Here is a 12,965-nt window from a genome sequence, read left to right on the forward strand (position 1 = left end):
CCAGTCAGGGTGTAACTCAGAATGCGTAGCTGATGCGTCCGGTGACCGTGCGCGGCGCGCCCGGTGCGACCCACAGCGTCGAGTAAGAGGATGCGTACCACGTCACATCAAACAGATTTGTGACATCGACGCCCAGACGAATGCGCTTGTTCGGCTCATAGGTCATCAAGGCGCGGGTCAGCGTATAGCCCGGCAGGGTAAAGGTCGTTGCCGTTTCGCCCAGACGCGATGAGACATAATTGACGCCCGCGCCAATGGTCACCTTGCCTTCGGAACCGACATCAAAGCCCCTGGTGACCAACAGGTTGGCCGTATGGGCCGGAATGTTGATCAGCTTGGAACCGGGCGTAATGGCAAGGCCAAAGTTGAAGTCCTTGGACGTGCTGGTCCAATGCGCGTCGGTATAGGCATAGGTGCCATGCACGTCGATCTGACCGGGCAGATGAGCGTCCACACCGGCCTCGACGCCTGTGCTGCGCGCGCTGCCGCCCGCGATGGAGAAGCCCTGATGCGCGGTGTCGGGGTCTTGTGTCAGCACGTTGGCCTTGGTCATGGTGAACACGGCCAGCGAGGCGGAAATGACCTTGCTGGTATAACGTGCGCCCACTTCATACGACTTGCTGGTTTCCGGGGCAAAGGGCTGGCCAAAGAAGTCCTGACCGCTGTTGGGGCGGAAACCGTTGCCCCATGCGGCATACAAGCCCATGCGCGTGTTGACGTCGTAAAGCAGGCCGACCGTCGGGCTGAAGCGTTCCTTGACCGTGTTGACGGTGGGGTTGTAATTGCCCACGCGGGCGCCGATCAACTGGTTGAAATGGTCAAAGCGGCCGCCGAAACGGATCTTGACCTTTTCGCCAATATCCATCTGATCCTGAACATAAATGCCCCAGCTCTTTTGCTTTTCCAGCGAGTTGAGCACGACGGCCGTAGGCGTGAACATCTGGCCATAGACCGGGGCGAAGACGTTGACCGCATTGCTGGCCGCCGTGACCGGGGTGCCCGGCGTATAGGCGACCGGGCGATAGCGGGTTTGCCAGGTGTTGATGTCGAATTCATCCACATCCGCGCCCAGCAGGACGTGGTGCAGGATGGAACCCGTGGTGATGCGGCCGGAAATTTCCGCACGGCCCGTGATGTTGCGGGTGCGGAAATCGCGATAGCGGCGCTGACGGGCCAGCATCGTGCCGGTGCTGAAGATAGGCTGGCGGCCGGTGGCCAGTTCGGCGTCTTCGGAATAGCCGATCATGCTGGTTTCGCGCAGGCCAAAGCCCGCGATGATCACCCAGTCACCGCCCAGCTTCTGCTGCAACTGTGCCTGATGGCCAAACACCTTGACGCGGGTCGGGCCGTCACCGGGTTCGCCAAGGAAAGTGTTGCGCGAAACCGCGCCCAGCTTGCCGTTGATTGCGACGATGCCGCGATCAAAAGGCGTGCGAAGGCCGACATATTCAATCTCATAGGTCAGCGTCGTCTTGTCGGTCGGCTGCCACAGGATCGAGGGGTTGAAGACTTCCTTGCTGGATTTCACCGTGTTGCGGAATGAGCCTGCGTCTTCCACGGCGCCGGTTGCGCGGATGGCCAACTTGTCGCTGAGCGCAAGGTTCACGTCGCCTTCGCCGCGATAGGTGTCAAAGGAACCGGCCTGCGCGCCGATCTTGCCAAAGCTGCTGCCCAGCTTGGCTTTCTTGGTGATGATGTTGATCGTGCCGCCCGGTTCGCCACGGCCAAACACTGCGCCATTGGGGCCTTTAAGCACTTCGATCGTTTCGACGTTGGACGCATCGCGCGCGCCGCCATAACCGCGCCCACCGTTAAATCCATTGACCAAAACGCCCGACGGGAAATTCTCGTCCCCGGAAAAACCGCGAATGGCAAAGCTGTCCCACAGGCCGCCAAAGTTGTTCTGACGCACGACGCCGCTGGCGATTTCGGTGATGGAATCCATCTTGGTCATATTGACCACGTCCATCATCTTGGCGTCGATCAACTGGATCGTTTGCGGCAATTCCTTGACCGGCACGTCGCCGCGATAGGCCTGACGCTGGCCGGTAACCACAATAGAGTCGGTATTATCGGCCGCAAAAACCGGCGTGGCCAAAAGTGCAGCTGTTGCCAGCAGCACGGGTTTGAAAGCGGATTGATCGATCATTCTGAAATTCCCCCTGATGAATGCTTGTTCCGCAACCTGCTTGGGTATCGGACCGATCCTGCCGCGAGTAATTTCACCCTTTTTCGCGGCGGCCAGTCTCTTTTGTGACAGTTATGAGGCTATGTGCTTTGTGAGGAATCTTTGATCGAAGCGGGGTGACTTGACGGTTGATCATATCGAAAAGAAGCAGCGCGCGGCACGAACTCTGCGTAAGTTCCGTAGCGCCTCGATCCCGAAAATTTAAGGGGTTTAGGTTTGGCCCGGCCCGGTCTTTGAAATTGTCAGATTGGCGACAGAGTGCAAAGCACCATGCCCGGAACAAAAGTATATTGTCCATGCAGTGGGAGAGGCGCAGCGGGAAGGCGAATAATGTTTTGTCATGTTATATCATCCTATTTCAATTTCGCTTTGCGGGTCAAGTCTTATGCCAAACCTCGTTGCTGCCAGATGGGATGCTGTGGTGGAAAAAACGCCCCTTCCTCAACGCAACAGCGCCGGAAAATATGGCGCATCATGACAAGTGTCACGTTGAGGAAAAGGGATGATGGGCCTCAGCGGGCGTTGAAGGTCAAGCTGCCCTCGGCCTTTTGCGCATTTTTGTCGGTGGCGAACCATCGCGCGGCATAGGTGCCTTCCGGCAGGGGGCGGCCCAGCGTTGCGATCAGCGATTTCGCATCAGGCGATACAGAGACCTTAACGCCATTCATCTTCATGGGATCGTGGTGATCCATGCCGGGCATTCCGGTCATCCAAATCTGAATGCCCGATGCAGCCGGGTTAATGGCGTCCTGAAAATGGATGGTAATCTGGGTCACCTTGGCGGCATCGGCCTTTTCGGCGGGCGATGTGGAATCGACGATGGGTGCGGCCGACGCCGTGCCGGACATGGCAAGGGCGGCAAGGAGGGCAAACGGGGCAACAAGAGGGGAGAGGAAACGCATGGGCAAATTCTCCACTTGGGGATAGTCATGTCGGATACGCAGCATTTTGCCGCCCCCCTCGCAAATAAATGCGAGGGGAGTTTCGCACGCCTGCGTATATGGGGTGCTGCGGGAATTTGAGTGAGACAAAGACGATGACCCAAATCGATGATCTGTTGGCCCGATTGGGATCGGCGGCGCCCGATCCGCGTTTGGACATGATCGAGGACGCGGTGCTTCAAGGCGCCGAACGTGCACGCCAACCGGCCCTGTCCATGCCGATGCTGGCGGGCATTGCGGCATTGGCGATTGTGTCGGGGGCGTGGATGGGGGGCGGTTCTGCGCCGCGCGCGCCGGTTGATCCCTTGGGGCAGGGACTGGCCTTGGCGCCTTCGACCTTGCTGGACCGCGCGTTGTGAACCGCAAGTGGTCGATGCTGCTGGCCTTGGCACTGGGCTTTGTCGGGGCGCTGGGCGGGGCTTTGGCGGGACGAATGGTGCCGGTGAATGGCGCGCAGGATGAAACCGCGCTGCACCGTTTGCTGCATGATGAATTGTCGTTGGACAAGGCGCAGCAGGCCCAGATCGATGCGTTGAATTCCGGTTTCGCGGTGCAGAAGGCCGGCCTGGTCGCGCAGCAACGCGCCGCCAACGCTGAACTGGGGGCGGCCTTGCGCGATGAACATAGCTATGGCCCGCGGGTGGCGGCGGCGGTGGATCGCTCGCACCATGCGATGGGCGCTCTGCAAAAAGCCACGCTCGAACATGTGTTCGCCATGCGCAGCGTGTTGCGCCCCGATCAGGCCGCGCGCTTTGATCAGGGCATAGCCCGCATGTTGACCAGCACGGAGGCGGACCAGCCCCGCTGATGTCCGCGCTGGATGCCTTGAGCGATGGCGATCTGGCCGCGCTGGCGCTGGGCGGTCGACAGGCGGCCTACAGCGCTTTGCTGCGCCGCCACCGCGACGTCGTCTTTCGCATTGCGCGTGCGTCCTGCGGCGATGACGATGCTGCCCTCGATATCACGCAACAGAGCTTTATCAGCGCCTTTGCCGCCTTGGGGCGATATGATCGGGCGCGGCCCTTTGCCCATTGGATTGCGCGTATTGCGCTCAACAAATGCCGCGACCGGGCGCGGCGGATGAAATTGCGTGCCATCTTTTCCTTTGCCTTGACCGATGATCAGGCGCCAAACCTGCCCGATCCGGCCGTGGCCGCGGACGATGCGTTGTCCGATCGTCAGGAATTGTCCCGCACGATGGCCGCCATCGCGCGCCTGCCCGCCGCGCAGCGCGACGTTCTGGTCCTGCGCGGGGTTGAGGGGATGGCCGAGGCCGATGTTGCCGCGCTGTTGGGCATTACCGGCAAGGCCGTGGAGACGCGGCTTTACCGTGCGCGCAGAGCCTTGTCCGAGATGCTGGCCATCAACTAGGTCGTTACCCCCGAATGGCTTTTGATCGCGCCGCCAGCTGGCCGCTTATGGTTCCTTGCGTCTTGGGCATTTTGCCGCGTGAAGGAGGGCCTCAAGAGCTTTGCAGACCAGCGCCAATTCCCAACAAGCCTTTCGGATCTGATATATAGAAAACTTGACATTGCGTTCAATTTTTTGTTGTTCACGCCCTGAGAGAGGCGATTGTTCCGGAGTCGGCATAGTGACCGCCGACTATGGCGCGTCGTAAATCAAAATCAGAACATTCCGACGGGCCATACACGCCCTTCACTTTCCTTCCGGCTGAGGAGCCCGATGGTTATGCAATGTGCTGATGCTCGCATGTCGACGCTTCGCGGCCACAGAGGCGGCCGATGACGTCTCGTCCCATTCTTGTCGCATTGGCCCTGCTCGCGCTGGCGGCGGGTGGCTATGGGGCGTGGCATTATTTTGTGCGCCGCCCCGCGCTGCCGGAATGGGTCTTGCGCAGCAATGGCCGGATTGAAATGACCCGGACCGATATTGCGGTGAAATATCCGGGGCGGCTGGTCTCTGTGACGGTTCATGAAGGCGATTTCGTTCATGCGGGCCAGATCCTGGCCGAACAGGACGAAGGCGATGTTCTGGCCCAGCTTGATGCGGCCAGAGCTTCGCGCGAAAGGGCGTTGGGCGGCCTTGCCCGCGCGCGGGGCGAGCAGGCCGCGCATCGCAGTCAGGCCGAACTCGCCCGGCTCAACTGGTCGGAAACCGCGGGCCTTCGCGCGCGCGACATGGTGTCCGATGTGGAGCTGAAGCAGCGCAATCTGGCGCTGGCAGGCGAGACAGGCGGGTTTGAGGCGGCAAGCGGCGCCATAGGCGAAGCACGCGGCGCAATTGCGCAGGCCGATGCCCAGATCCGGCTGGTTTCGGCTATCCGTGCCGATCTGCATATCCGCGCGCCGGGGCCTGGCCGGGTGGAATATCGCATTGCGGAACCGGGCGCGATGATGGCACCGGGCGGCAAACTGTTGTCGATCATCAATCCAGAAGATGTCTATCTGACCATCTTCGTGCCCTCGGCCGCTGCGTCGCGCATCCGGATCGGTGACGAGGCGCGCGTCCTGCCGCAGGGCTTCACCCGCGCCTTGCCCGCCCGCGTGGGCTTTGTCTCGCCAGAGGCGCAGTTCACGCCCAAATACGTTGAAACGGCCAATGAGCGCGACAATCTCTCCTATCGGGTAAAGCTGCAGATACCCGTCGAGGTGGCACGGCGGTATGCGGGCGTGCTGAAGGCGGGGATGACCGCCGATGGCTTTGTCCGCACCGATCCGGGCAAAGAATGGCCGGAACTGGGGCCTGAACAGGGAACGGCCAGACCGTGACCGGGGCGCAGGAACCGGGCGCCATGGCCATCGTCCTTGATGATGTTTCCCATCACTATGGCCCGGTTCAATCGCTCCACAACGTCAGCCTGCAATTGCCGCGTGGCGGGGCGGTGGCCTTTGTCGGGCCGGATGGGGTAGGAAAATCCACGTTGCTGGGCCTGATTTCCGGGGTAAAGCGTGTTCAGCAGGGCAAGGTCGGCGTCCTTGGCTTCGATCTTGCGCAGCGGGGCGACCGCTCCGCTTTCCTCTCGCGCGTGGCCTATATGCCGCAGGGGCTGGGGCGTAATCTCTACCCCACGCTGTCCGTGGCCGAGAATATCGACTTTTTCGGCCGTCTGTTCGGTCTGGGCGGGGCCGAGCGGCGCGCGCATATGCAACGACTGCTTGAGGCAACGGGGCTGGCCCCCTTTCCCGACCGGCCTGCGGGCAAGCTTTCGGGCGGGATGAAGCAGAAGCTGGGTCTGTGCTGCGCGCTGGTCCATGACCCCGACCTCCTCATTCTGGACGAGCCGACAACCGGCGTTGATCCCCTGTCGCGGCGACAGTTCTGGGAACTGGTCGATGCGATGCGGGCGGAGCGGCCCGAACTGACAGTGCTGGTCTCGACCGCCTATATGGAGGAAGCCGAGCGCTTCGATCATCTGGTGGCGATGGATGATGGGCGCATCATCGCGCAGGGGCCGACGCGCGACATCCTGGTGCAAACCGGGGCCGCCTCGCTGGAGCAGGCCTATATCAGCCTGCTGCCCGAGGCGAAGCGGCCTGCGGGTGAACTGATGAATGTCGCGCCATGGCACGACCGGGGCGAGGGGCCCGCCATAGAAGCGCAGCATCTGGTACGCCGCTTCGGCGATTTCGTGGCGGTTGATGATGTCAGCTTTCGGATCGGCCGGGGCGAGATCTTTGGCTTTCTAGGCTCAAATGGCTGCGGCAAGACGACTACGATGAAGATGCTGACCGGACTGCTCGATGCCAGCAGCGGGACGGCAACCCTGTTCGGTCGGCCGATCACCGCCGGAGACATGCAGACGCGGATGCGTGTCGGCTATATGTCGCAGGCTTTCTCGCTTTATGAAGAATTGACCGTTGAGCAGAATCTGACCCTGCACGCCCGCCTTTATCGCGTGCCGCAGGCCGAGGCGGCGGCGCTGGTGGACGAGGTCATGGCGCAATATGCGCTGCTCGATCATGCCCGCGCGTTGCCTGCCGCGCTGCCGCTGGGGATACGCCAGCGGTTGCAACTGGCGGCGGCCTGTTTGCACAAGCCCGAAATCCTGATCCTTGACGAGCCGACATCGGGCGTCGATCCGGCGGCCCGTGACATGTTCTGGGGCCATTTGCTGCGCCTCTCGCGCGAGGACCGCGTGACCATTTTCGTCTCGACCCATTTCATGAACGAGGCCGAACGGTGCGACCGGATCTCGCTGATGGATCGCGGGCGGGTGCTGGCGGTGGGATCACCGGCCGAACTGACGCGCCAATACGATGCCGATCGGTTGGAAGACGCATTCATCGCGGTGCTGGAGAACAATTCGGCCGAAGGGGCATCGGTCGCGCCCCCGGAACCGGTGGAGCGCACGCCGGATGATGCCGACAACAGGCAGGGCGGTCTGGCCGGTTGGCTGGGTTTTGCGTGGGCCTTTGCCCGGCGTGAGGCGACCGAGCTGATGCGCGACCGCATCCGCATGGGCTTTGCGCTGGCGGGGCCGATCATCCTCTTGTGCATTTGCGCATTCAGCATTTCCTTTGACGTGCAGAACATCCGCATGGCGGTGCTCGACCACGATCAGACCGCGACCAGCCGCGACCTGATCCGCCGCTTTGAAGGATCAAGCTATTTCGTGGAAACCCGCCCCATCGGCAGCGAGGAGGACGCTCATGCCCGCCTGCGCGAAGGGGGCGTCCAGATGGTGCTGGACATTCCGCCCGGCTTTGGCCGCGATCTGGCTGCGGGGCGTAAACCGGATCTGGGGGTTTTCATTGACGGGGCCAGCCCCTTTTTGGCCGCGAATATTCAGGGCTATGCCGATGCGATCATTCTGTCCTATTCGCTCGACAGGTTGGGGGCCGTCGCCACCGCAGTCGCGCTGCCCGCCTCGATCGAGCCGCGCTTCATCTACAATCAGGATTTTCGCAGCATCTATGCGATCACGCCGGGCGTGCTGATGCTGACGATGATCCTGATCCCCGCGATGCTGACCGCGCTTGGCATTGTGCGTGAAAAGGAGATCGGCTCGATCATCAACCTCTATGCCTCGCCCGCCGGGGCCGGGGCGTTCCTGATCGGCAAACAGGCCCCCTATGTCGCTCTGGCCATGGTCAGCTATGCCAGCCTTGTGGCCCTGATCGTGTCCGTTCTGGGCGTGCCGCTCAAAGGGTCGCTGCTGGCGCTGACGGTGGGGGCGCTGCTGTTCGTGCTGGCCTCCACCGGGCTTGGCATGATGATCTCGACCCTTGTTCGCACACAAGTCGCCGCGATTTTCGCCACGGCGCTGATCTGCCTTATCCCTTCGGTGAATTTTTCGGGCCTGCTCTATCCGGTCTCGACGCTGCTCGACGGCAGCTATTGGATCGGCGTCATCTTTCCCTCCTCATGGTTTCAGATCATCAGTCTGGGCACCTTCACCAAGGGGCTTGGTCCGGCCAGCTTCGGCACGGCCTATCTGGCGCTGGGCCTTTTTGCCCTCATCGTCATCATGGCCTCGCGGCTGATGCTTGGAAAGCAGGAGGTATGAAGCGCTGGCTGATCAATGTCTGGTTGCTCGGCGTCAAGGAACTGCGCAGCGTTCTCAAGGATGTCACGTTGATGGCGCTGATTATCTTTGCCTTTACCGTTGCCATTCAGCTCGTCGCCACAGGGCTCAAGGCCGAAGTATCGAATGTTTCGGTGGCCATTGTTGACGATGACCACAGCGAATTGTCGCGCCGCCTACGCGATGCGGTCCGCCCGCCCTATTTCAAGCCCCCGGTGGATATCGCGCGCGCGGATGTTTCCGCCGCGATGGACGCAGGCCGTTATATTTTCGTGATCGAGATCCCGCCGCGATTTCAGGCCGATGTTCTGAGCGGACGCGGCCCCGCGGTTCAGATTCTGGTCGATGCCACGGCTATGACGCAGGCAGGGCTGGGGGCTGTCGATTTCCAGCGGATCTTTGCCGCCGAGACGCTTGATTTCCTCCATGCGCGCGGGTTGCTGGCGGCTCTGCCCGTGTCGGTGACCAGCCAGATCTTCTTCAACCCCAATTCGCAATCGGCCTGGTACAGTTCGGTGATGCAGATCGTGACCAATGTGACGGTGCTTTCGATCATCCTTGTCGGCGCGGCGGTGATCCGCGAGCGCGAGCATGGGACGATCGAGCATCTGCTGGTCATGCCCGTCCGCGCCAGTGAAATCGCTTTTTCGAAAATTCTGGCCAATGGACTGGTCATCTTTCTGGCCTCGATCGCGTCGCTGTGGTTTGTGGTGCATGGATTGCTGGCGGTGCCGCTGGCGGGTTCGCTGGCGCTCTTTGCGGGCGCGATGGTGCTCTATCTCTTTTCGGTGACATCGCTGGGCATGTGGATGGCGACGCTGGCGCCCTCCATGCCGCAATTCGGCCTGTTTGCCGTGCCGGTCTATGCCATCGCCTATCTGCTGTCCGGGGCCGCCACCCCGCTAGAGAGCATGCCGCCCGCCGTCCAGATCGTGGCAAGGCTGCTGCCCACGACCCAGTTTGTCAGCCTTTCACAGGCTGTGCTCTATCGCGGCGCGCAAATGGTCACCGTATGGCCCCAACTGGCCATGATCTGCGGCTGGGGCGTGCTGTTCGTGGCCCTTGCGGTGCAGCGCTTCCGTTCGATGCTGGAGCGTCAGGGATGAAGGCAAATATCATGCATAATGGCCCACAGATGGTCTTGCGCGCACTGTTGGCGGCGGGGGGGGCGCTTGGTCTGGCCGCTTGCGCATCGCCGCCCCGGATGGCCACGCCGCAGGCGATGGTTTCCGCGCCCGCGCGCCTTGCCGCGCCCGATGCCGGTCTGCCATCGGCGGGCGCGCCGGATCGTTGGTGGACCCTTTGGGGTGACCCCGAACTGGACGCGATGGTTGAAAAGGCATTGGCCGCTAATGCCGATATTCGCGTGGCGCAGGCCCATGTCCGCGCGGCAAGGGCGCTTGTCTCCGTATCGGAGGCCGCGCTTTATCCATCCATTGCGGCCAATGGTGCGGCATGGGGAACGGTGGCCGATACGGGGGCCGATGGTGCTCTGGGCTCGCTTCTCGCGCCTGTGTCCGAGGGCGCGACCGGAGGTGGCTATCTTGTCGGCCTTGGCGCGCAATGGGAGCCGGACGTGTTCGGGGGCCGCCACGCCGATTCCGAAGCGGCCAAGGCCCTTGCCGACAGCGCGCAATGGCTGGCGCAAGGCGTCGCGCTGACGGTGATCGGCGATATGGTGGAAAATTATCAGCAGTGGCAGGGGCTGCGCCGCCGCGTTGCCATCCTTGACCAAAGCATCACATCGGCGCGGGCATTGGCCGATTATCTCTCCGCCCGGCAAGGGTTGGGGCAGGCCAAGGCGCTGGACGTGACCAAGGCGCAGGCGGCCTTGGCCTCGCTGGAGGCGGACCGGGCGCCGCTCCTGTCGCTGATCGACGCGCGGCGCAGGCGGCTGGCCGTGCTGGCCGGAGATTTGCCCGAAGCGATGCCCGCGCAGGCGGTCAGCGCGGATCTGACCGTGCCGCCGCCGCCCGCCGGTCAGTTTCCCTCGGCCATATTGGAACGCCGTCCCGACGTTCGCGCCCGAATGATGATCGTTGCCGCGCGGGCCGCCCGGTTGAAAAGTCTGAAGGCGGATCTGATGCCCCGTTTCGGGATCAGCTTTATGGGACAGGATGGCCATATCGCCTTGTCCGGCCTGCCCGGTTTTGGCGGTCCGATCGGGTTGGTGGGCGTAAAGGCCAGTGTTCCGGTCTTCACCGGCGGTCTGCTGCGCGGGCGGATCGCGGCGGGCCATGGCGAACTGGAGGCGGCGCTGGCGGGGCAGGACCGTGCCATCCTGCTGGCGCTTGAGGAGGTCGAGACTGCCTATGCCATGCGCACAGGGTTGGACGCCCGTTTGCGCGGGTTTGAGCAGGCCCGTGACCTGTCCGCCCGCCGCGTCGATCAGGCGCAGGCCTTTTATCGTGCAGGGCGCATGACTTTGGGCGATGTGCTGCAGGCGCGGCTTGATGCCTTGGCCGATGCCGACAAGGTTGAGCAGGCCAAGCTGGCGCAGGGCACCGCCACGGTTCAGCTTTATCGCGCGATTGCGGGCGGTTGGGGCGCAAACGCATCATCCCCCGGCCCGATCGTGCCAGAAGGAGTTCACCCATGAACGACCAGCCGACCGCCTCAGATACCGCCGATCCGCTCGAAGGGATGGCACGGACCCTTGATCGCGCCTCTTTCGCCGCCATTGCCGGTGTCACGGGCGGCCTCTCGCCCTTTACCGTGGCACAGGCGCTGTCGGATTGGGCCCTGCATCTGGCGGTATCGCCGGGGCGGCGGCTGGAACTGCTGGCCAAGGCTTGGCGCAAAGGTCTGCGTCTGGCCGATTATGTCGCCCATGGCGCCGATGGCGAACACCCCGCGATTGAGCCGCTGCCACAGGATCGCCGCTTTGACGATCCGGCATGGAAAGCGGCGCCCTTTAATCTGATCGCGCAATCCTTTCTGATGACGCAGCAATGGTGGCACGCGGCCACCACCGGCATTTCCGGCGTCAGCGCCCGCCATGAAGCGGTGACATCCTTCACCACGCGCCAAATCCTCGACATGTTCGCGCCCAGCAATTTCATCCTTACGAACCCTGTGCTGCAAAACCGGATCGTCGATACGGGCGGGATGTGTCTGGTCGAGGGCGCAAGGCTGCTGATGGCCGATGTCGAGGCGCTAGCCCGCGGCAAGACGCAGGCGGGCGAGCAGCCCCTGAAGATCGGGCGCGACATCGCGGCAGCCAAAGGCAAGGTGATCTATCGCAACCGCCTGATGGAGCTGATCCAGTACGAGCCGACCACCGCGACGGTCCGGCCCGAGCCGGTGTTGATCGTTCCGGCATGGATCATGAAATATTACATTCTCGATCTTTCGCCCCGCAATTCCCTGATCGCCTGGCTGGTGGGGCAGGGCTATACGGTTTTCGCGATTTCGTGGCACAATCCGGATGGTGCGGATCGCGATCTGACCATGGAGGATTATCGCCTGCTGGGGCCGATGGCCGCGCTGGACGCCATTGGCGCGATTACCGGCGCGCCGAAAATCCATGCTTTGGGCTATTGCCTGGGCGGCACGTTGATGACCATTGCGGCGGCGGCCATGGCGCGCGATGGCGACGAGCGGCTGGCCGGCCTGACCCTGCTGGCCGCGCAGACCGAGTTCAGCGAGCCGGGCGAATTGGGCCTCTTTATCGATGAGGCGCAGTTGAACCTGCTCGACAGCATGATGTGGGAGCGCGGCTATCTCGACAGCGGCCAGATGGGCGGCGCGTTCCAGATGCTGCGGTCCAACGATCTGGTGTGGTCGCGCATCCTGAACGAATATCTGATGGGCGAACGGCCCGCGGCCAGCGACCTGATGGTCTGGAACGCGGATGGCACGCGGATGCCCTTTGCGATGCACAGCGAATATTTGCGCAAACTGTTTCTCAGGAATGATCTGGCCGAGGGGCGCTTTGTGGCGGGCGGTCAGCCGATCAGCCTGTCCGCGTTGAAAGCCCCGATGTTCGTGGTGGGCACGCAGACCGACCATGTCGCGCCGTGGCGCTCGGTGCATAAGATCCATATGTTGACCGATGCGGAAATATGTTTCGCATTGACCAATGGTGGCCATAATGCGGGCATCGTTTCCGAGCCGGGGCATAAACACCGCCATTACCAAATGCTTGTGCGCCCGGCCTGCGCCCCGGCCCTTGCGCCCGATGTGTGGCAGGCGCAGGCCCCGGACCATCCCGGTTCGTGGTGGGAGGCGTGGGGCCAATGGCTGGATGCAAGGTCCGGCGCCGCCGTTGCCCCACCGCCGATGGGCGCGCCGGACAAGGGTTATGCCTCCATCGCCGATGCGCCGGGCCTCTATATTCTGGAGAAGTGAT

At 62.6% G+C, this 12,965-nt stretch carries 10 protein-coding genes; 8 read left to right on the plus strand and 2 right to left on the minus strand.

The features are described 5' to 3' along the window. Window positions 1–16: 16 nt before the first annotated feature. On the minus strand, window positions 17–2,149 hold the full coding sequence (locus tag AC2S2E_RS11925) for a TonB-dependent siderophore receptor (protein WP_486522483.1): 2,133 nt from the start codon (window positions 2,147–2,149) through the stop codon (window positions 17–19). A gap of 551 nt (window positions 2,150–2,700) precedes the next feature. Continuing rightward, the gene (locus tag AC2S2E_RS11930) at window positions 2,701–3,135 is read right to left on the minus strand and encodes a copper resistance CopC family protein (protein ID WP_486522484.1); all 435 of its coding nucleotides are present in this window, start codon (window positions 3,133–3,135) and stop codon (window positions 2,701–2,703) included. 89 nt (window positions 3,136–3,224) lie between these two features. On the opposite strand from AC2S2E_RS11930, the gene AC2S2E_RS11935 reads away from it, so the two are divergent. The 8 genes from AC2S2E_RS11935 to AC2S2E_RS11970 all read left to right on the plus strand — a co-directional run bounded on the left by AC2S2E_RS11935 (window position 3,225) and on the right by AC2S2E_RS11970 (window position 12,964). Then, window positions 3,225–3,488 carry a hypothetical protein gene (locus AC2S2E_RS11935; protein ID WP_486522485.1) on the plus strand — a complete coding sequence of 88 codons (264 nt, stop codon included), beginning with the start codon at window positions 3,225–3,227 and terminating at the stop codon, window positions 3,486–3,488. Then, window positions 3,485–3,937 carry a periplasmic heavy metal sensor gene (locus tag AC2S2E_RS11940; protein WP_486522486.1) on the plus strand — a complete coding sequence of 151 codons (453 nt, stop codon included), beginning with the start codon at window positions 3,485–3,487 and terminating at the stop codon, window positions 3,935–3,937. Before AC2S2E_RS11935 ends, AC2S2E_RS11940 begins: the two co-directional genes overlap by 4 nt. Then, window positions 3,937–4,500: an RNA polymerase sigma factor gene (locus AC2S2E_RS11945; RefSeq protein WP_486522487.1), complete on the plus strand. Its 564-nt coding sequence runs from the start codon at window positions 3,937–3,939 to the stop codon at window positions 4,498–4,500. Before AC2S2E_RS11940 ends, AC2S2E_RS11945 begins: the two co-directional genes overlap by 1 nt. 371 nt (window positions 4,501–4,871) lie before the next feature. After that, window positions 4,872–5,858: an HlyD family secretion protein gene (locus AC2S2E_RS11950; protein ID WP_486522488.1), complete on the plus strand. Its 987-nt coding sequence runs from the start codon at window positions 4,872–4,874 to the stop codon at window positions 5,856–5,858. 23 nt (window positions 5,859–5,881) lie between these two features. Further along, window positions 5,882–8,596 (plus strand): ribosome-associated ATPase/putative transporter RbbA, encoded by a 2,715-nt coding sequence (gene rbbA / locus AC2S2E_RS11955; protein WP_486524593.1) that lies wholly within the window; start codon window positions 5,882–5,884, stop codon window positions 8,594–8,596. Next, complete coding sequence (locus AC2S2E_RS11960; protein ID WP_486522489.1) at window positions 8,593–9,720, plus strand: ABC transporter permease; 1,128 nt, start codon at window positions 8,593–8,595, stop codon at window positions 9,718–9,720. The genes rbbA and AC2S2E_RS11960 overlap by 4 nt, the downstream gene beginning before the upstream one ends. After that, window positions 9,717–11,213, plus strand: a complete 1,497-nt coding sequence (locus AC2S2E_RS11965; RefSeq protein WP_486522490.1) for a TolC family protein — start codon at window positions 9,717–9,719, stop codon at window positions 11,211–11,213. Before AC2S2E_RS11960 ends, AC2S2E_RS11965 begins: the two co-directional genes overlap by 4 nt. Next, window positions 11,210–12,964, plus strand: a complete 1,755-nt coding sequence (locus AC2S2E_RS11970; protein ID WP_486522491.1) for a PHA/PHB synthase family protein — start codon at window positions 11,210–11,212, stop codon at window positions 12,962–12,964. The genes AC2S2E_RS11965 and AC2S2E_RS11970 overlap by 4 nt, the downstream gene beginning before the upstream one ends. The last annotated feature ends 1 nt before the right edge of the window (window position 12,965 follow it).

Source organism: Novosphingobium sp. 550D (genome assembly GCF_057401885.1).

Excerpts from the sequence above, each read along its gene's own strand:
- AC2S2E_RS11925 (WP_486522483.1), bottom strand. The coding sequence starts at position 2,149 with ATGATCGATCAATCCGCTTTCAAACCCGTGCTGCTGGCAACAGCTGCA.
- AC2S2E_RS11930 (WP_486522484.1), bottom strand. The coding sequence starts at position 3,135 with ATGCTGCGTATCCGACATGACTATCCCCAAGTGGAGAATTTGCCCATG.
- AC2S2E_RS11935 (WP_486522485.1), top strand. The coding sequence starts at position 3,225 with ATGACCCAAATCGATGATCTGTTGGCCCGATTGGGATCGGCGGCGCCC.
- AC2S2E_RS11945 (WP_486522487.1), top strand. The coding sequence starts at position 3,937 with ATGTCCGCGCTGGATGCCTTGAGCGATGGCGATCTGGCCGCGCTGGCG.
- AC2S2E_RS11950 (WP_486522488.1), top strand. The coding sequence starts at position 4,872 with ATGACGTCTCGTCCCATTCTTGTCGCATTGGCCCTGCTCGCGCTGGCG.
- rbbA (WP_486524593.1), top strand. The coding sequence starts at position 5,882 with ATGGCCATCGTCCTTGATGATGTTTCCCATCACTATGGCCCGGTTCAA.
- AC2S2E_RS11960 (WP_486522489.1), top strand. The coding sequence starts at position 8,593 with ATGAAGCGCTGGCTGATCAATGTCTGGTTGCTCGGCGTCAAGGAACTG.
- AC2S2E_RS11965 (WP_486522490.1), top strand. The coding sequence starts at position 9,717 with ATGAAGGCAAATATCATGCATAATGGCCCACAGATGGTCTTGCGCGCA.
- AC2S2E_RS11970 (WP_486522491.1), top strand. The coding sequence starts at position 11,210 with ATGAACGACCAGCCGACCGCCTCAGATACCGCCGATCCGCTCGAAGGG.